The following is a 19016-nucleotide window of genomic DNA, read 5'->3' on the forward strand; positions in this document are numbered from 1 at the left end:
CCCCTTGACCAACGGACCTGAGCTTTTCAACTCTTTCTATTATACCTACTTTTTCCTCTTTGTCAAGGACTTTTTTCAGTGAATTTGATTTTTTCTTTTCTTCACTAACTTAACCACTGCTTCTGTCCGTGCAGTGTGGGGAAACATATCGACTGACTGGATATACTGGAGATCATAAACTTTTACCAGTTTAACCAAATCTCGTGCCAAGGTTGAAACATTGCAGGATACATAGACCATTTTTTCTGGAACATAGGTCAGAATGGTATCCAACAGCTTATCATCTAAGCCTGTACGAGGAGGATCGACTATCAGGGCATCCGCTCGGTAACCTTCTTGATACCAGCGTGGAATAATCTCTTCAGCTGTTCCCGCTTCGTAATGGGTATTGTCAAACCCCATTTTTTGAGCGTTTCGCTTGGCATCTTCTATGGCTTCTGGAATAATATCCATCCCTCTGAGACTCTTGATCTTATTTGCGAAGGCAAATCCAATCGTCCCAACACCGCAATAGGCATCAATCAGATGATCTTCTTTGCTGACATCCAGAGCCTTAACTGCTTCACTATAGAGAATTTCTGTCTGCTCAGGATTAAGCTGATAAAAAGCTCGGGGCGAGAGAGAAAACTCATAATCAAGTACTCCTTCTTGAATACTCTCTTGGCCCCAGATAATTTCCGTCTTTTCACCATAGATTTCACTTGTTTTTGCTGTATTTGTATTGACTGCAACTGTAACTACTTCTGGAAAATCCTTGACTAGGTCTTTGACTAGTTGATTTAAATTAAGCTGGCGATTCGTGACAATGATAATCTGAACTTGACCCGTTTTTCTCGCTCTTCGTACCATGATCGTGCGAACACCGAGCGTTTTTCTCTCATCTGTAATTGGAATTTGGTGGTAAGTAAGAAGTTCAGCTAGGCGATTCGCAATTGTCTGGGTTTCCTTATCTTGCACCAAACAGTCTTTCAACTCTACGAGATAATGAGAGTTTTGCGCATACAAACCTGCCTTGACCTGATTGTTAAATTTACGAGTCTGGAATTGAAGCTTAGCACGGTAGTACTTTGGTTCCTGCATTCCGATAGTTGGACGGATTTCATAGTTTTCATATCCTGCAGGAGCAAATTTTTTCAGGGCTTGATGGAGCAAATCCGTTTTGAACTCTAACTGTTTATCGTAGTGGAGGTGCATGATTTGGCAACCACCACATTCATTATAAATGGTACAAGCTGGCACGACTCGAAATTTAGACTTCTTATTAACCTTTAGTAATTTGGCTTCAACAAAGTTGCGTTTAATAGAAGTAATCTGACAATAGATGTCTTCTCCTTTGAGGGCGCCTGGCACAAAAACGAGGGTTTTCTGGTAGAAACCGATTCCCTCACCATTGATGCCCATCCGCTTGATTTTTAAAGGTATTTTTTGTTTGACTTTCAGATTCATACCCCTATCTTATCACATTTTAGGGTATAATAGAACTATGAAAATCACAAAACTTGAAAAGAAAAAACGTCTCTACTTGATGGAGCTAGATCATCAACAGACCTCTTATATCACTGAAGATACCATTGTCCGTTTTATGCTGTCTCGAGATAAGGTCATTAGTAAAGAGGAACTTACCGAGATTCAGGACTTTGCCCAGTTTTCTTATGGTAAAAATCTTGCTCTCTACCATCTATCCTTTAAGGCCCGTACAGAAAAAGAAGTGCGAGAGTATCTGGACAAGTATGATATTGAAGATACAATCGCTAGTCAAGTTATCACTAATCTAAAAGAAGATAACTGGATTAATGACCATCAGTATACTTATTCCATCATCAATGCCAACCAACTTTCTGGTGATAAAGGACCCTATTTACTGACTCAGAAACTATCTCAAAAAGGAGTGGCAAAATCAACCATCGAAGATGTTTTAAAGGATTTTGATTTTTCAGAGGTTGCTCATCGTGTGGCGGAGAAACTACTTAAAAAACATACCGGAAAGCTTCCTGCTCGTGCCTTGCAGGATAAGATTATTCAAAGCTTGACGAACAAAGGCTTCTCCTATTCTGATGCTAAAAATGCCTTTGATGACTTGGACAGTCAAGTCGACCAAGAAACGACTCAAGAACTCATTTTCAAAGAGTTAGACAAACAATATGCTAAGTATGCTCGAAAGTATGAAGGATACGAACTTAAACAACGTTTAACCCAAGTTTTAGCTCGAAAAGGCTATGATTTTTCGGATATAGCCAGCGCTCTCAGAGAATATCTTTAATATTTTCGTGTAAAATTCAAAAAAATTAGACCAATTTATGATATAATAGTAGACGATAAACTTATAAATTGTAGAAAGTTGGTTAGTTATGAAACTTCCAAAAGAAGGCGACTTTATTACAATTCAAAGTTATAAGCATGATGGGAGTCTCCACCGTACTTGGCGAGACACCATGGTACTAAAAACAACAGAAAACGCCATTATCGGCGTCAACGACCACACACTTGTTACCGAAAGTGACGGTCGTCGTTGGGTGACTCGAGAACCGGCTATTGTTTACTTTCACAAAAAATATTGGTTTAATATCATTGCTATGATTCGCGATAATGGGATTTCCTACTATTGCAATATGGCTAGCCCCTACTATCTAGATGAGGAAGCCCTGAAATACATTGATTATGATTTGGATGTCAAGGTTTTCACTGATGGTGAAAAGCGTCTCTTGGACGTTGAAGAGTATGAACGCCATAAACGCAAAATGAAGTATTCTGATGATTTAGACTATATTTTGAAAGAGCATGTTAAAATCCTTGTTGATTGGATTAACAATGGACGCGGTCCTTTCTCAGAGGCCTATGTCAACATTTGGTACAAACGCTACATAGAACTAAAGAATCGGTAAAGTTGTCAAACTGGGGTGAAAACCCTGGTTTTTTTATTTGAAAAACCCAGCTTTTCAGCTGGGTTGATTGCTATATATCTAATTTAGTAACAGTAAACTTGATGTGGGAATAGTCTTTTTCAACATCCTTATCCAACAAGAAAGCCGTGGCATCCTTCTTAACCTGAACAAGATCAATATTCTGGGCTTGAGCTGCATAGACGCATCCACAATAACATTGACGATAGATATCATACTCCTCGCACATCTCCACCGAACGCTTGTAGCCTTGATTTTTCTTGAAATCACTTGGGAGATAGTGGGTTGTATAAATCTTTTGCACATCAATTCCGATACTATTGATGGTTTGAGAATTCTTATGGGGACTGATGGTCAAGGCTGAACCAAAGTAGTCAAAGCCCAAATCCATAGCCACTTGCGCTGTTTTGTCCAAACGGTAATCAAAACAAACCTTGCAACGGTCCCCACCTTCGGGTTCTTCTTCCAGTCCTCTGACTAACTTCCGATATTCATTTGGTTCGTAGGGAGCTTCAAGGTACTGAACCGTATTGCCTGTTCGCTCATTGAAATCACTGACAAATTTCTTGGTGACGTAAGCTCGCTTGTGGTATTCTGCCTTGGGATGGATATTGGAATTGGCAAAATAGATAGTCACATCCGCGTACTTGGTCAGGTATTCTAGGGTATAGGTACTACAAGGAGCACAGCAAACATGCATGAGAATAGTGGGACGTTGCTCATTTTTCTCCCAAATCTGAACCATTTTCTGCATAACACGGTCATAATTAATCTTCTGATTGGGATTCATCTTGCTCAGAATTTCTTCTACATCAATCATGTTCTTCTCCTTTTTTCTAGTCTTATTTTATCATATAAGTTAGGAGAGCTCAAATCAATTTTAGAAGTGATTATCATAAAAAGAAGGGATATGCATTCCCTCCTTTTGTGTTTTTTTATAAGTTACTTTTACATCATCCCGCCCATCATACTTGGATCTATGGCTGGAGCTGGGGCTACTGGTTCTGGTTTATTGGCTACGACTGCTTCTGTTGTCAAGATCAAGCTGGCTACAGATGCTGCATTTTGAAGGGCTGAACGGCTCACTTTAACTGGGTCGATGATTCCTTCTTCAATCATATTAACCCACTCGCCAGTTGCTGCGTTGAAACCCGTGCCAACTTCAGCATTTTTCAAGCGATCGATAACGATAGATCCTTCGAATCCTGCATTGTGAGCGATCTGACGGACAGGTTCTTCCAAGGCACGGAGAACAATATTGCGTCCTGTGGCTTCATCACCTGTCAATTCCAAGGCAGCAACAGCTGGAATCACATTGGCAAGAGCTGTTCCACCACCAGCAACGATTCCTTCTTCCACGGCTGCACGAGTAGCGTTGAGGGCATCTTCAATGCGGAGTTTCATTTCTTTCAACTCAGTTTCAGTTGCAGCTCCGACCTTGATTACTGCAACACCACCTGACAATTTTGCCAAGCGTTCTTGCAATTTTTCACGGTCAAATTCAGAAGTTGTAGTTTCAATTTGAGACTTGATAACCGCAACACGGTGAGAAATAGCTTCAGGATTTCCAGCACCTTCTACGATAACCGTGCTATCTTTGTCCACAGTTACTCTCGCTGCTTGACCTAGCGCCTCAATAGTAGCGTCTTTCAACTCAAGACCAAGATCTTCTGTGATGACTGTTCCGCCTGTCAAGATAGCGATGTCTTCAAGCATCGCTTTGCGACGGTCACCGAAGCCAGGTGCCTTAACTGCTACTACGTTGAAGGTTCCACGAATCTTGTTCAAGACAAGGGTTGGAAGAGCTTCGCCATCCACATCGTCTGCAATAATCAAGAGCGGACGATTGCTTTGGAGAATGCTTTCTAGAAGTGGCAAGATTTCTTGGATATTGGAGATCTTCTTGTCGGTAATCAAGATATATGGATTTTCAAGGTCAGCCACCATCTTTTCGCTATCTGTCACCATGTACTGTGAAAGGTAACCGCGATCAAACTGCATTCCTTCTACGACTTCAAGTTCTGTTTCCATCCCACGTGACTCTTCAATGGTGATGACTCCATCCTTGCCAACTTTTTCCATGGCTTCAGAGATGTATTCGCCGACTTTCTCAGAACGAGAAGATACGGCAGCAACCTGAGCGATGGCCTCTTTATTAGCAACTGGAATGGCATTGTTTTTCAAGGCTTCTACAGCTGCGGCAACTGCTGCTTCAATCCCACGACGAATGCCGATTGGATTAGCACCTGCAGTGACGTTTTTGATTCCTTCGCGGACGATAGCTTGGGTCAAGACAGTTGCAGTTGTCGTTCCGTCACCTGCGATATCATTGGTTTTTGAAGCGACTTCTGATACCAATTTGGCACCCATATTTTCAAAATGGTCTTCTAGTTCAATTTCTTTAGCAATAGTAACACCGTCATTGGTAATCAATGGTGAGCCGAATGATTTTTCCAACACAACGTTACGTCCTTTTGGTCCCAAGGTTACTTTAACAGTGTCTGCAAGGATATCAACACCACGGACCATAGCTGAACGGGCATCCGATGAAAATTTAATTTCTTTTGACATACTTACTTTCTCCTTCTATTCTTCAATGATAGCCAAGATGTTGGCTTCGCCTACGATGATATACTTTTCATCGCCATCTTTGACATCAATACCTGCATGGGCTTCCACTAAAACACGGTCTCTAGGCTTAACGCTTGGAGCTACTAAGTCACCGTTCAAAGTACGAACACCTTGTCCAGTAGCTACAACTTGGGCTGTTTTTGTTTTTTCTTGGGCTGATCCTGCAAGGACAAAGCCTCCAACAGTTTGTTCTTTTTCTTCGATTTTCAAGACCACACGGTCTCCTAATGGTTTCAACATCTGTTTTCCTCCATAATGAACTACATATTATTAGCACTCTTTATATCTGAGTGCTAATTTATAATTCTATTGTATCACTTGGTCAGAAATAGTCAAGAAAAAAGTCTGACTTTCTCAATATAAAAAAGCCTGAGACCAACTCAGACTTTTCAATGCTTAAAATGGCAATTCCTCCTCTTCCAAAACCAAGTCTACCAAATCTTGTCCTGCGTTATTTTCACGCATAGCACGTTGGGCGCGGCTTTCCAAAAGTTGGAATCCTGTGGCAAGGACTTCAGTCACATAGTTCATCTGGCCATTTTTCTCAAAGCGACGGGTACGAAGTTCTCCATCCACAGAGATAAGACTACCTTTGGTCGCGTAACTTGCCAAGGTTTCAGCCAATTTTCCCCAAAGAACCAAATTGACAAAATCAGCTTCACGTTCGCCATTTTGGTCTTTGTAACGACGGTTCACAGCGATAGTTGCGCGCGCTACTGACTTGTCATTGTTGGTTTTGTGCAGTTCTGGTGTAGACGTCAAACGCCCGATCAAGATAACTTTATTATACATTTTTCATCCTCCTACTTATCTATTCGCAGACAATCAAAAAAAGTTACAAAAATTTGTAACTTTTCGAGAAAATTTTTTATTTTTTATGAACCATGAAACCTGTCGCCTGTTGATTGGCCATAATAGTCATATCTGTAATCTGCACACGACGGGGCTGACTGGTCACATAGACCACAGTGTCTGCGATGTCTTGCGCTTGCAAGGCCTCAATTCCCTGATAGACGGTAGCAGCACGCTCTTTGTCACCGTGAAAACGAACTGTAGAGAAATCTGTTTCGACAATCCCTGGCTGAATGGTCGTCACCTTGATATCCGTTGCGATGGTATCAATTCGCAGTCCATCTGAAAAAGTTTTAACTGCCGCCTTGGTGGCCGAATAGACAGCTGCACCTGCATAGGCATAAATTCCTGCGGTCGACCCCATGTTAATGATATGCCCTTGATTGGCTTTTACCATTGCTGGCAAGAAACAGCGAGTGACTGCCATCAAACCCTTGACATTGGTATCCAACATTGTCAGCATATCCAACTCTTCGTAGTCCTGATAGGGTGCTAATCCTAGAGCCAGTCCGGCATTGTTGACCAGAATATCAATCTGACCTATAGTTTCTAGAATATCAGAGCAGACAGTCTTTACCATGGTCATATCCGTGACATCTAGTGGAAAAGTCCAAACTGTTTGATTTGGAAAACTTTCTGCAAACTCCAACTTGAGGGCTTCTAGTCTGTCTGTCCGTCGCCCTGTTAAGACGACATTCTCCCCCTTCTCCAGATAAGCACGCGCAATCGCTTCACCGATTCCTGAGGTCGCTCCTGTAATCACTACATTTTTTGCCATCTTATTTCCTTCTATCTGATTTATCAGATACTAACAACTTCCTAGGCAGTCCAGTGTTTAGCTGGGTCAAATGGAGTTCCAACAACTTGGTCTTCTGATAATTCAATAACCCCACGTTTTTGCGGAGCATTTGGCAAATGCAATTCACGAGGGCTGCACATCATGCCAAAACTCTTTTCACCGCGAAGTTCGCCTGGAAAAATGAGATTGCCTTTTGGCATCATAGCTCTAGGAAGCGCTACAATGGTTTTCAAGCCAAGACGCGCATTAGGAGCCCCTGCAACGATTTGCACGGTCTTGTCACTTGCGACTGCCACTTGGCAGATATTGAGGTGGTCGCTATCTGGGTGAGCTACCATCTCGACAATTTCACCAACAACAAACTTAGGTTCTGTGTCATTGACAATCTCTTCTGTAAAGCCTTCCACCTGCAACTCTTGGTTTAAACGTGCTACTTGCTCATCTGATAAAAAGACTTGGCCACGCTCTGCAATTTCAAACAAACTTGAAAGGTCGAAAATATTCCAAGCCACCGTTTCTCCATTTTCTTTGAGGAAAACTCGGGCTACCTTGCCTTTGCGCTCCACGTCCAGTTTGGCATCGCCACTATTTTTCACGATGACCATAAGGACATCACCGACATGTTCTTTGTTATATGTAAAAATCATTGTTTCCTTTTTCTCCTATTTCAGTCCTGCTAAAAAGTCGTTAATTTGTTCCTTGCTTTTACGGTCACGATTAACAAAACGACCGATTTCCTTGTCCTTTTCTAGAACAACGAGGCTAGGGATCCCGTAAACATCCCAGAGTTTAGCTAGATCCAGATACTGGTCTCGGTCCACTCGAATAAAGGTGAACTCTGGATTGGTCTCCTCAATCTCTGGCAAGGCTGGATAGATATAACGACAATCGCCACACCAGTCCGCCACAAAAAGAAAGACCTTCTTGCCATCCTGTTCGACAAAACCTGCGAGTTCTTCTATACTAGCGGGAGCAATCATAAGACTTCCTCCTCATAGACTAGATCTTCATTTTCATAGACAAAGGTATAGTGACGACCATCCTCAAAAATGACTCCTCCGACAAGTCGCTCTAGACTACTTTCGTAGACTTGAACATAGAGTGTCGCAATCTCTCCCATATCTGAGAAAAGTTCGCGCACAATAGCGGTTAACTTCTCTTGCGTCTTCATGAGTTTGTGATTATCTGCTGCTTTTTTGGCACCCAAAGCGAGGGCACTTAGACCAGCCACAGTCAAGCCTGTCATCCATAATTTCTTAGCTTTCATACCTTTCATTGTAACACAAAAAGGGCTTTAGGACAAATAGGGAAGCAGTATATAGGCAAGGAAAATCCTCTTCCCTCAATGAGGAAAGAGGACATCTAATTCTTATTGCCAAGCGCCTGAGTTGCCGACATAATAACCATCAGGTGTGTAGGTGTTGCGAAGCATTTTACCAGATGAGTCTAAGTAGTACCACTTGCCTTGTCCTTTATCCAAGCATTGGACTTCATGGCACTTTCCTCCTTTGTTTACATACCATAAAGTGGGTACTATAAAACTCAGTAAATGTCCTGAACCACCGTGCGGTTTTCTTCAAGAGAAATGACTTTCTTTTCAAACTGCAAATCGGGCATGCAAGCAGCCAAATCCTTTTCAATTTCTTCTAACGCTTCTAAACGCATCTCGACAGAAGTATTTTCATTCCCTTGAATGATGAAAATAGCATTTTTTGTATCTTCATCAAATTTGTAATGTTCACCATCACGAACATCCAGCCAAGCTAGAACTCCTTTTTCATCACGATAGACATAGTCCGTCTGCGCAACGTGCTTCTCCGTTGACAAGATAGGTAGGAAAATGTCCTCCCTTTGGCTAACAGAAAACTCTATCTGCCCTCCAATCTTATCCAAATCATGCCCACCAATCGCTAGCAAAGAAGAAAGCGCCTCTACATTGTAGATATCGATGATACTATTGATGTGAGGGAGAGAACCACGATGCTGGATATTGCGAATGAGGGCGACCACTGTCGGTGGATTTTTCTTGACGCTACGCCCGACTCGCTGGAGCAACTGCCTATAACCTTGGACAACAGGAGACTCTTGAACTTCTTTTACATCACACTCTAGCGCCCATTTCTCCCTCTCCTCTTTCTTTTTCAGAAAAGCAAGAGGCAAATCAGCGTGAGGGTCGACGTTTTTAGCAATACCAATCACGACATTCTTGATCCCCAAGTCATACAAACTTTTATCTAAACGAAACTCCATAGGTAGGCACCTCCTTTGAAAAATGTACACCATCCCACCTTTATTCTACACCTTCTAGTCCCTGATTTCAAGGAAATCATCAACTCTCTCCCGACAAATAAAAAGAGGAGATCAAACTGATCTCCTCTGTGAGGCTTCTTATACTTCGTCACTCGTTTCAGCGTCATCGTCAGAAAACTCGTCGTCTTCTTCGTTGAGATCCACATCTTCACCCAAGTCATCTGGAGCGATTTCGTTGATTTCTGCATCGTAAGCTTCCACTTCATTTTTCTCATCATCTGGATTTTCATCATCATATGAAAGAGCTGGATCGGCTTCGTATGCATCTTCGTCTTCTGGATCATCTGCATTGTAGTCAATGGCATCTGAATCACCATCCATAAAGGCGTTGACGCGTTTTTTCTTAGCTTTTGGTGCTACTTCATCGTCGTCACTTTCTTCAAGAGCGATGATTTCTTCGTCAATTTCGTCTACACCATACCATGAACGAAGACCCCATTTGTTGTCTCCAAGAGAGATGAAGCTACCGTCAAAGTTCAACTCTGTGTAGAACAAAGGCAAGGCTTCGCGGATATCGCTGTTTGATGTTCCAAGGTAGTTTTGAATTTCGTTTACAAGATCGCTAAAATGCATCTCATGATCGCGACCACGAAGTTCCAAGATAGCACGCGCTACCTCAATCATAGATAGTTCACTTTTTTCTTGCCCAGCAAATACTTCTAATTCCAAAGCGTTTCTCCTCATTTTTACTACTATCGCCAGAGCGAACAGACTCTGACCTCATTTTATCATGTACTCTTTATTGTACGATAATTTTGCGGAATAGTCAAAGGTTAAAATAGATTTATCTATGATTTATTAAGTAAAAATCAATTGATTTTATCACATGGTAAATTTAAAGATATTACTTGGAGGTAGCTTATGTCAAAAAAATAATAAATGTTGTTGCAGCGGCAATTACCGTGTTGTCAAACTGCTATTATGAATCTAATACAAAATAGATTTGAATCAAAATGAATGACCAGTATTAACGATATTTTACTTTTAAAATATGATATACTATATTTAACCAAATATTAAACACAGGAGTCCGATATGTCTGAAGAATTTACACTTAACTACCATGCTGCAACGATTCAACATCTAGGTATTGGATTATACAAACAATTACCACAAGCAATTGCTGAACTCATCACTAATTCTTGGGATGCTGACAGTCATAATGTCCAAATCAATATAAATTATAAAGAAAAAATAATAATTGTTTCAGACGACGGTAACGGTATGTCAGCAAAAGAGATAAATGAAAACTTCTTAACTATTGCTAGAAATAGACGTTTGACAGATAAACAAAATGATGAAAAAAGAGAAACTGGGCTCTCGAAAAATGGTAGAAAAGTCACAGGCAAAAAGGGACTTGGAAAACTAGCATTATTTGGTATTGCTAATACAATTATCATTGACAGTATCCAAAACGGAAAACTTAATTCTTTTGAATTGAATTATAATGACATACAAAGTTCATCCAATAGTGTTTATCATCCAAAAACAATCAACTACAATGTTAAAACATCTGAACCAAATGGCACAAAAATAATCATTAAAGATATTACTTTAAAAAATCTCACCAAAATTGAATCATTATATGAGAGTCTTTCTAAAAGATTTAATAAATATTCTCGTACAGATTTTTTAGTCACTTTAACAGACGAAAATGGTCTCACTATGGAATTAGATGAGAAAGTATTTGTCAAAAGTATACGACCCAAGGAAGATGAAACTGAGTTTACTTTTTCTTTTCCAGATGATTTTGAAACTCTTACAAATAAGCAGTCTCAAGTAGCCATTCATAAACTTAAAGAGTTTCATATAAACGGGATTATTTATACCAAGAAAACACCTTTACAAGCAAATCAACGTGGATTTTCAGTACTATCTAGAGGGAAGCTAGCAAGTGAACAATCTGTTACACAATTTCAAGATAGAGCAAATGATAATTTCTATAGCTATGCAGCTGGGTACTTTAATATTGATTTTCTTGATGATGATAATAAAAAAGATTTTATTTCAACAGATAGACAATCTATTAGATGGGAAGCTGATGAAGAGCTAATAGAAATCAAAGAAAATCTTAACAAACTAATTGGGATTATTCAAAGAGAATGGAGAAAGCGACGTTCTGAAGCAAAAGAAAAAAAAGCGCAAGAAAATATACAAAAGAATTCCTCCTTAGTAGAAACTACATTATCAACCGAGGATAAAAAAAGTATCAATAAAATCAGTAAAGCATTAGAAAATGATAATGTTGATATACCTGAACAAACAAAACAATCTATTTTAAAAACTGTAATAAAATCAACTACCTCATATAAAAAGGATCACAGTGTGTATAAAGAACTAGTCCCAGCTAATTTTAGAGTTCCACAAAATATTGGTACTAAAATCCGAAGGCTAAGAGAGGAGATGATAGAAGCAGCGGAAGATAAAAATATCGATCGTTTCATTTTGACCCAGGGCTTGCTATTACGTGCTATGATTGAAAGTACAACAACAACATTATTGAAACGCTACTGGGAGGAAGCAAGTACTCATAATCTAATAATAGAAAATAACCGTCCAAAAACACTAACTGCCGAAAATGAAGTTGACAAACTTTCGTTTAAAGTTAAGTATGAAACCATGGTTCGACTGCTTTCTAGAAAAGGAAAAATAGCCCAAAATAGAGTTCAAAGCCTAATTGACGAATTTTCAAATATAAGAGCAACAGAGCATTTAAATACATTAATGCATGATGCTCATAATTTCCCTCAATTTGATACCTTAAAAACAATATGGAATGCTGTAGCTCCTCAACTTCTTGCTGCGTTTGATCTTTTGTAACTAAAAAAATCAACATATGTTCATCGTTTAGAAATTGAACATATGTTGATTTTTATTTAAATTCCAATGTCAAAATCGCATCAGCCATCTTTTTACTAAAAATTGGAGGAACTGCATTACCAATTTGAGTAAGAGCACTGGTTCTAGAATCTAAAAAATAGTAATTATCCGGAAATCCCTGTAATCTAGCTGCTTCTCTCACAGTAATTGATCTATTTTGTTTTGTATCTGGATGAATATAATGATGACCATCTTTTGAAATATGTGCAACTACTGTATGCGATGGAGAATCCCATGAAAGAGCTTTGAATCTGTCCAAAAATTTATCCGTATGTTTATGGGTTTTTAGCCCTGAGTCAAGATCACTATATTTAATATTTATACCATTTTTCTTAGCTTCTGCTACAATTTTGTAAATTGCTAAATCGTTGCTATTATTTGGTCTTGCAATATTTTGAGTTAATGGCGTTTTAGAATCCTGTAAAAAAAATCGTTCAACATAATCATTTGATAAATTTGTATAAGAATTGTTTACTTCTCCCGCCCTTAAACTAGGTAATCCCTGAAAAGCTGTTTTAACATCCACCTCATTTTCTTCATATTTTTTAAGATTTTTAAAGAATTCTTGAATAAGTTCTTTTTTCTCATTCATCACTCCAAAAATAATAAGTCTTTCTCTTGATTGTGGGACACCATAGTTTTTAGTATTTAAAACTTCATAACCTAAAGAATAGCCAGCCTCTTCAAATTCTTTTTTCATTCTAGGTAATAAAAACTCATCATCAGCATCTCTAAAACTCAATAAGCCTTTTACATTTTCAAAAATAAAAAATTGAGGTTGATACTTGTTTAAAAAATGTATATAAAATTTATATAAATAGATTCTTTCATCTGAAGACTTTTTACTAGCATTTCTAGCTCTTCCAATGGTTGAATAAGCTTGACACGGAGGACCTCCTATAATTCCATCAACGTTTTCCCCTAAATCATCAAAAAAACTAAAAATACTATGAATATTTTCTTGACTAATTTCAAAGTTAAGAATTTTATTCAATTTTTCTCGAGGTACATGTTTCAACAAATCCTCTATACTAGTCTTACTATTTAAAAAGTCATTATAAAGTCCTAATTTATTTTTTTCCTTTAAATAATAATATACTTCCCTAAGTTTTAAAGTTTCACAAGCTGCTTTCTCTTTCTCTACATGTCCCAATATTTTATATCGCTGATTTCTAAATCCCTCAGTTAATCCACCTGCACCGCTAAATAAATCTATTATATTAATCATAATTAAGCCTTTTAAATAAATAAAATATATTAAATCAAATACACACTATTATCTATTATACCAAAAACCTCAGCAAAATGCCGAGGTTTATAGTTTATTTCACGAGTTTCTTCATCTCATCAATACGTGCGACAGTCGCGTCGTATTTCGCTTGGTAGTCGGCTTGTTTGTCGCGTTCTTTTTGGACGACTTCTGGTTTGGCATTGGCTACGAAGCGTTCGTTAGAGAGTTTCTTGCCTACCATATCCAGTTCTTTTTGCCATTTAGCGAGTTCCTTGTCGAGACGAGCGAGCTCTTCTTCGACATTGAGAAGGTCTGCGAGAGGCAAGTAGATTTCTGCTCCTGTGATGACGCTTGACATAGCGAGTTCAGGTGCAGGAATGTTTGAAGCGATTTCCAAGTGTTCTGGATTTGTGAAGCGTTTGATGTAGTTGACATTGCTGTTAAAGAAGGCTTCCAAGTCGCTATCGCTGGTCTTAACAAGGATGGTGATTGGCTTGCTTGGTGCAACGTTTACTTCCGCACGCGCATTCCGAACAGCACGGATCAAGTCTTTGAGGCTTTCGACACCAGTGTGGGCAGTAAGGTCTTCAAAGGCTAGGTTAACAGTTGGGTATTCTGCTGTAACGATAGAGCCTTCTGAGATTTGTCCAAAGATTTCCTCAGTCACGAAAGGCATGATTGGGTGGAGGAGACGAAGAATCTTGTCCAAAGTATAAAGGAGAACAGAGCGTGTGATGACTTTCTCTTCTTCGTTGTCGCTATAAAGGACTTCCTTGGTCAACTCAACGTACCAGTCCGCAAATTCATCCCAGATAAAGTTGTAGAGGATGTGTCCAGCTACACCAAACTCAAACTTATCAAAGTTTTCAGTGACTTTTCCGATGGTTTCATTGAGGTTGTGGAGAATCCAGCGGTCTGTGACATTTCCAGCTTCCTTGTTGGCAACTTTTTCGACATTGGCAGTCGCTTGCTCAAGAGTCAAGCCTTCATTGTTCATGAGGATGTAGCGAGAGATGTTCCAAATCTTGTTAATGAAGTTCCAAGAGGCATCCATTTTCTCGTAAGAGAAGCGCACGTCTTGACCTGGCGCAGAACCGTTTGAAAGGAACCAACGAAGGGCATCAGCACCGTATTTCTCGATGACGTCCATTGGGTCAATCCCGTTACCGAGTGACTTAGACATCTTACGTCCTTGCTCGTCACGAATGAGACCGTGGATCAGAACGTTTTGGAATGGCTGACGGCCAGTGAATTCCAAGGATTGGAAGATCATACGAGACACCCAGAAGAAGATAATGTCGTAACCTGTTACGAGGGTTGAAGTTGGGAAGTAACGTTTGAAGTCTGCTGAGTCGACATCAGGCCAGCCCATAGTTGAGAATGGCCAAAGGGCAGAACTGAACCAAGTATCCAAGACGTCTTCGTCCTGAGTCCAACCATCACCTTCTGGAGCTTCTTCGCCGACGTACATTTCACCCTCAGCATTGTACCAAGCAGGGATTTGGTGACCCCACCAGAGCTGACGAGAGATTACCCAGTCATGGACATTTTCCATCCATTGAAGGAAGGTATCATTGAAACGAGGTGGGTAAAATTCAACCTTGTCCTCTGTGTCTTGGTTGGCAATGGCATTCTTAGCCAATTGGTCCATCTTGACGAACCACTGCGTAGACAAGCGTGGTTCAACCACTACACCAGTACGTTCTGAGTGACCAACACTGTGGACACGTTTTTCGATTTTAACGAGGGCACCGATTTCTTCCAACTTAGCAACGACTGCCTTACGAGCTTCAAAACGGTCCATGCCTGCAAATTCGAAGGCCAAGTCATTCATGGTTCCGTCGTCGTTCATGACGTTGACTTGTGGCAAGTTGTGGCGTTGACCAACCAAGAAGTCGTTTGGATCATGAGCAGGTGTGATTTTCACGACACCAGTACCAAACTCAGGGTCGGCGTGCTCGTCTCCCACGATTGGAATCAATTTATTAGCGATTGGAAGGATGACATTTTTTCCAATCAAGGCCTTGTAGCGTGGGTCTTCTGGATTGACTGCAACCGCAACATCCCCAAACATGGTCTCTGGACGAGTTGTCGCAACTTCAAGGGCGCGTGAGCCATCTTCCAGCATGTAATTCATGTGGTAGAAGGCACCTTCTACGTCCTTGTGGATAACCTCGATATCAGAAAGGGCTGTGCGTGCTGCTGGGTCCCAGTTGATGATAAACTCACCACGGTAGATCCAGCCTTTCTTGTATAGGTCCACAAAGACTTTACGGACGGCTTTTGACAAACCTTCGTCAAGGGTAAAACGCTCGCGAGAGTAGTCTACAGAGAGCCCCATCTTGCCCCATTGTTCTTTGATAGTCGTCGCATACTCATCTTTCCATTCCCAGACTTTCTCAAGGAATTTTTCACGACCGAGGTCATAACGACTGATGCCCTCACCACGCAAGCGCTCCTCAACCTTAGCCTGAGTCGCAATCCCAGCATGGTCCATCCCTGGCAGCCAAAGAGTATCAAAACCTTGCATACGTTTTTGACGGATGATGATATCCTGCAAAGTTGTATCCCAAGCGTGACCAAGGTGGAGTTTCCCAGTTACGTTTGGTGGTGGAATAACGATAGAATAAGGCTTAGCCTTTTGATCGCCTGAAGGCTTGAAAACATCTTCGTCAAGCCATTTTTGGTAACGACCAGCCTCAACCTCGGCTGGATTGTATTTAGGTGAAAGTTCTTTCATTTTAGTTCTCCTTTTACTATTCTATTCTTTTCGGTTTCACATTTTGAATAAGATAGATTTAACTGTCTCATATCCTCATCTGTACAATTAAACAAGACACAAGTAACATTCAACATATCTAGACATTTATCATATGTATCCTTTGGAAAAGCAACACATAATAGGTCAAACCTATCCTCTTGGTAATTTGGTTCATATTCTATTGCATCTTTGAATTCAACAGAAATATATGACCACCCTTTATAATCTTTATTTCTGGAAAGTGGAAAATATTTTTCTATTATATAATTTGATAACTCATATACTTTCTTGTCATGTTCTACATCACCACTAGATTTAGACGAAAAAATCTCATTTAAAACTTTTGTTGTCTGTAATCCATAATCTTGTAATTCTTTCGGAAATCGCTCATTGCCAAAGGGATTTTTTTGAATAGGTAATATTTTAAAATTATCTTTTGCATTATAGATAAACAACGCAAACTTATCTGTCTGTTTTTTTATACCAACTTCTTCTATTGCTGCTCTGTCAAGTGCTGCTGTATAAAATACAGACTCTTTATCGGTATTCAATCTTTGTAAGCTAGAGTTAGGATTGATAAATCGCCAAGTATCTGGGGCAAAATCTTTTTTTAGCTTACCATTTTCGTCAACTAGAGGAATAGCCCTATAAAATTGAGTATTTTTTTTAGCCACTAAAGCTTCATGATTGTTTTGGATATAAGAACCAAACTCATCAATGCTAATGATCTTATCAATAAATTCTTTGAGTTCATTAAAAGTATAATTTGATTCATTTTTTATAAAAGAAAGAACTTTTTTTACTAAAATCTCAATTTCACTATTATCTCGCCTCAATAAGCTCTTTTGCAACTCTAACTGAAGTGATTCATCTGTTGTATATGCTGGAGTAATTGCACCGATGGTTCCATTACTAAATTTCTGTGGTTTAAACGGATGAATTATTTGAGCACCATTTTGAATAGGAATATGTGCAAAGTAAGTCTCTCCTTCTTTAATATCCACCTTACATTCCATCGAGGGAGAATTTTCTTCTCTCACTTGATGCCTTAATTCTTTTTTTCTATTCTTCTTTCTAGCCATCTATTTCACCTCCCACTCACTCTTCAGCAAGCCATATATCAGACTGTCACAGCGGTTGCCTTGGGCATCTTTGCGGTCTCTTATGCGAGCTTCTAAGGTAAAGCCAAGTTTCTCGGCGACTCGTTGACTTTGGACATTGTAGCCAAAACAAGTCAGCTCAATCTTGTGAAGACTCAGTTCTTTAAAAGCTAGGTCAATCAAGGCACGCGCAGCTTCTGGCACATAACCACGGCCCCAATAGTCCGGGTGTAAGGTATAGCCAATCTCCAAGACATCATCCTCGTGACGATGGTTGAAATCAACAGATCCAATAACTTTATCAGTCTCTTTAACGACAATTCCATAGCCCGCTGGGAGATTGTTCTTTTCATTGCGCTCAGGAAGGATATGCTCCAGATAATAAATCTCATCTTCTAAGGTCTTGACGGGCGGAAAACCTGCTGTGTAAGAAACTTCTGGGAGACTAGCGTAGGCATAGATATCCTCTGCATCAGCCACTGTTCGGACTCGTAAAAGAAGACGTTCTGTTTCGATTCTTTCTGGCAACTCAGCTCTTGTCATTCTTCTTCCTCGCTTTCTACAAAAAATCGCCCCTGCCATCTACATGACAGGGACGAATGTGTTTATCCGCGGTACCACCCAATTTCGGGCCAAGCCCGCATCTTTGTTTATTTCAATTTTTCATCATCAGCTACTAGTTTTGACACATTTGTGGACTTCTCAGCACCGCCACTTTCTGTAAAATGTGGGATTCAAAACACCTCTGATGGCTTTATTGTAGCAAGTTTTTCTCGGAAAAGCAAGGCTCAAGAAAGATTACTTGAAGCTGATTCCGTGTTCTTTTAATTTCTTGATGGTAGCAGGGCCGATTCCTTTTAAGGCAAGGAGTTCTTTTTCCGTCCAGTTTTTAAAGTCAGCAGCCGACTTGATGCCTTCATCATAGAAAGTCTTCGCACGATCTACTGAGAGGCCTCCCAAAGTAGCTGCGAAATCTTCTACAGAATTGGCTACTTTTTGAGCTTGTTCCTTAGTCGCTTCTACTGCTTGTTCCACTTTTTTAGAGACAACTTTTCCTGCTTCGCTGGCAGATTTTTCTGCGTGTTTCACAACTTTCTTGGTCTCTTCGACAACTTTGGTCACCGTATTTGAAAATGCACCTGAGCGACGAAGGCTATTTCGCAATTGTTTTTTACGTTGGAGTTTCTTTGACATGATAAAATCCTTTCAATAAAAAATCCCTGCTCTGACAAGGATTTAATAAAGATATTCTATCAAGATTTTGAGAAAAAATCAAGAAAGTATCACTATTTTAATAATTTCTCTCGCCAAACAAGCCTTCTGGCAAATCATGAAATCCCTTACCCGCCTTGAAATTTTCAAACTTACCAAGCAAGAACTGATAAGCATCCAAGCGGCTTTCGTAGCGAATCATGGCATCTTTGGCACGCTCGTCTTGGTCTTCTTCGTAGACTTTTTGACTTTCCTTATGCGCCATGTCGTTGATCATGATCTGGGTATTGACCCAGGCTTCAAATTCCTTCATAAATTCTTGTTCGTAACTCATTGGTTC

20 protein-coding genes and 1 pseudogene are annotated in these 19016 nt (G+C 39.9%); 3 read left to right on the top strand and 18 right to left on the bottom strand.

The features are described from left to right. Positions 1-75 precede the first annotated feature (75 nt). Positions 76-1446, bottom strand: a complete 1371-nt coding sequence (gene rlmD, locus HT680_RS05575) for a 23S rRNA (uracil(1939)-C(5))-methyltransferase RlmD (RefSeq protein ID WP_173258872.1) — start codon at positions 1444-1446, stop codon at positions 76-78. A 37-nt stretch (positions 1447-1483) separates the two neighbouring features. On the opposite strand from rlmD, the gene recX reads away from it, so the two are divergent. Both recX and HT680_RS05585 read left to right on the top strand, forming a co-directional pair. Then, on the top strand, positions 1484-2260 hold the full coding sequence (gene recX, locus HT680_RS05580; protein ID WP_173258874.1) for a recombination regulator RecX: 777 nt from the start codon (positions 1484-1486) through the stop codon (positions 2258-2260). 88 nt (positions 2261-2348) lie between these two features. Beyond that, entirely contained in the window at positions 2349-2882 is a 534-nt protein-coding gene (locus HT680_RS05585) for a DUF402 domain-containing protein (RefSeq protein WP_000775318.1), read from the top strand. A 70-nt stretch (positions 2883-2952) separates the two neighbouring features. Here the strand turns inward: HT680_RS05585 and HT680_RS05590 are convergent, their stop codons facing one another. The 11 genes and pseudogenes from HT680_RS05590 to rpoE form a co-directional block, all read right to left on the bottom strand. Next, positions 2953-3720 (bottom strand): epoxyqueuosine reductase QueH, encoded by a 768-nt coding sequence (locus HT680_RS05590; protein WP_076984767.1) that lies wholly within the window; start codon positions 3718-3720, stop codon positions 2953-2955. 128 nt (positions 3721-3848) lie between these two features. Then, on the bottom strand, positions 3849-5471 hold the full coding sequence (groL, locus tag HT680_RS05595; protein WP_173258876.1) for a chaperonin GroEL: 1623 nt from the start codon (positions 5469-5471) through the stop codon (positions 3849-3851). Between the two features lie 15 nt (positions 5472-5486). After that, positions 5487-5771 carry a co-chaperone GroES gene (gene groES / locus HT680_RS05600; RefSeq protein ID WP_173258878.1) on the bottom strand — a complete coding sequence of 95 codons (285 nt, stop codon included), beginning with the start codon at positions 5769-5771 and terminating at the stop codon, positions 5487-5489. A gap of 156 nt (positions 5772-5927) precedes the next feature. Next, positions 5928-6323: a single-stranded DNA-binding protein gene (locus HT680_RS05605; protein WP_173258881.1), complete on the bottom strand. Its 396-nt coding sequence runs from the start codon at positions 6321-6323 to the stop codon at positions 5928-5930. Between the two features lie 76 nt (positions 6324-6399). Further along, positions 6400-7161, bottom strand: coding sequence for an SDR family NAD(P)-dependent oxidoreductase (locus HT680_RS05610; RefSeq protein ID WP_173258883.1), 762 nt, complete (start codon positions 7159-7161; stop codon positions 6400-6402). A gap of 41 nt (positions 7162-7202) precedes the next feature. Then, the gene (gene ytpR, locus HT680_RS05615) at positions 7203-7829 is read right to left on the bottom strand and encodes a YtpR family tRNA-binding protein (RefSeq protein WP_173258886.1); all 627 of its coding nucleotides are present in this window, start codon (positions 7827-7829) and stop codon (positions 7203-7205) included. Positions 7830-7844: 15 nt separating this feature from the next. Continuing rightward, positions 7845-8162, bottom strand: a complete 318-nt coding sequence (locus HT680_RS05620) for a thioredoxin family protein (protein WP_173258888.1) — start codon at positions 8160-8162, stop codon at positions 7845-7847. Next, positions 8159-8458, bottom strand: a complete 300-nt coding sequence (locus HT680_RS05625; protein ID WP_173258890.1) for a DUF4651 domain-containing protein — start codon at positions 8456-8458, stop codon at positions 8159-8161. Before HT680_RS05625 ends, HT680_RS05620 begins: the two co-directional genes overlap by 4 nt. 93 nt (positions 8459-8551) lie before the next feature. Next, positions 8552-8647: pseudogene (locus HT680_RS05630) on the bottom strand (choline-binding protein A); the annotation flags it as partial. Positions 8648-8724: 77 nt separating this feature from the next. Further along, positions 8725-9432, bottom strand: coding sequence for a phenylalanine--tRNA ligase beta subunit-related protein (locus HT680_RS05635; RefSeq protein ID WP_173258892.1), 708 nt, complete (start codon positions 9430-9432; stop codon positions 8725-8727). A gap of 138 nt (positions 9433-9570) precedes the next feature. Then, the gene (gene rpoE, locus HT680_RS05640) at positions 9571-10161 is read right to left on the bottom strand and encodes a DNA-directed RNA polymerase subunit delta (RefSeq protein ID WP_000418414.1); all 591 of its coding nucleotides are present in this window, start codon (positions 10159-10161) and stop codon (positions 9571-9573) included. Positions 10162-10527: 366 nt separating this feature from the next. On the opposite strand from rpoE, the gene HT680_RS05645 reads away from it, so the two are divergent. Next, positions 10528-12312 carry an ATP-binding protein gene (locus tag HT680_RS05645; protein ID WP_173258894.1) on the top strand — a complete coding sequence of 595 codons (1785 nt, stop codon included), beginning with the start codon at positions 10528-10530 and terminating at the stop codon, positions 12310-12312. A 52-nt stretch (positions 12313-12364) separates the two neighbouring features. Here the strand turns inward: HT680_RS05645 and HT680_RS05650 are convergent, their stop codons facing one another. The 6 genes from HT680_RS05650 to HT680_RS05675 all read right to left on the bottom strand — a co-directional run bounded on the left by HT680_RS05650 (position 12365) and on the right by HT680_RS05675 (position 19010). Continuing rightward, positions 12365-13600, bottom strand: coding sequence for a DNA cytosine methyltransferase (locus HT680_RS05650; protein WP_173258897.1), 1236 nt, complete (start codon positions 13598-13600; stop codon positions 12365-12367). A 94-nt stretch (positions 13601-13694) separates the two neighbouring features. Then, entirely contained in the window at positions 13695-16343 is a 2649-nt protein-coding gene (locus HT680_RS05655) for a valine--tRNA ligase (protein WP_173258899.1), read from the bottom strand. Then, positions 16340-17446, bottom strand: coding sequence for a hypothetical protein (locus tag HT680_RS05660; protein ID WP_061454529.1), 1107 nt, complete (start codon positions 17444-17446; stop codon positions 16340-16342). The genes HT680_RS05655 and HT680_RS05660 overlap by 4 nt, the downstream gene beginning before the upstream one ends. Then, positions 17447-18007, bottom strand: coding sequence for a GNAT family protein (locus HT680_RS05665; RefSeq protein WP_188110752.1), 561 nt, complete (start codon positions 18005-18007; stop codon positions 17447-17449). Positions 18008-18262: 255 nt separating this feature from the next. Further along, positions 18263-18658 (bottom strand): helix-hairpin-helix domain-containing protein, encoded by a 396-nt coding sequence (locus HT680_RS05670; RefSeq protein ID WP_000038697.1) that lies wholly within the window; start codon positions 18656-18658, stop codon positions 18263-18265. 97 nt (positions 18659-18755) lie between these two features. Then, a complete protein-coding gene (locus HT680_RS05675) occupies positions 18756-19010 on the bottom strand; it encodes a DUF1912 family protein (RefSeq protein ID WP_000119707.1) in 255 nt (84 codons plus the stop codon). Positions 19011-19016 lie beyond the last annotated feature (6 nt).

It is taken from the genome of Streptococcus sp. 5905 (assembly GCF_013276505.1).
Taxonomy (GTDB): Bacteria; Bacillota; Bacilli; order Lactobacillales; family Streptococcaceae; genus Streptococcus.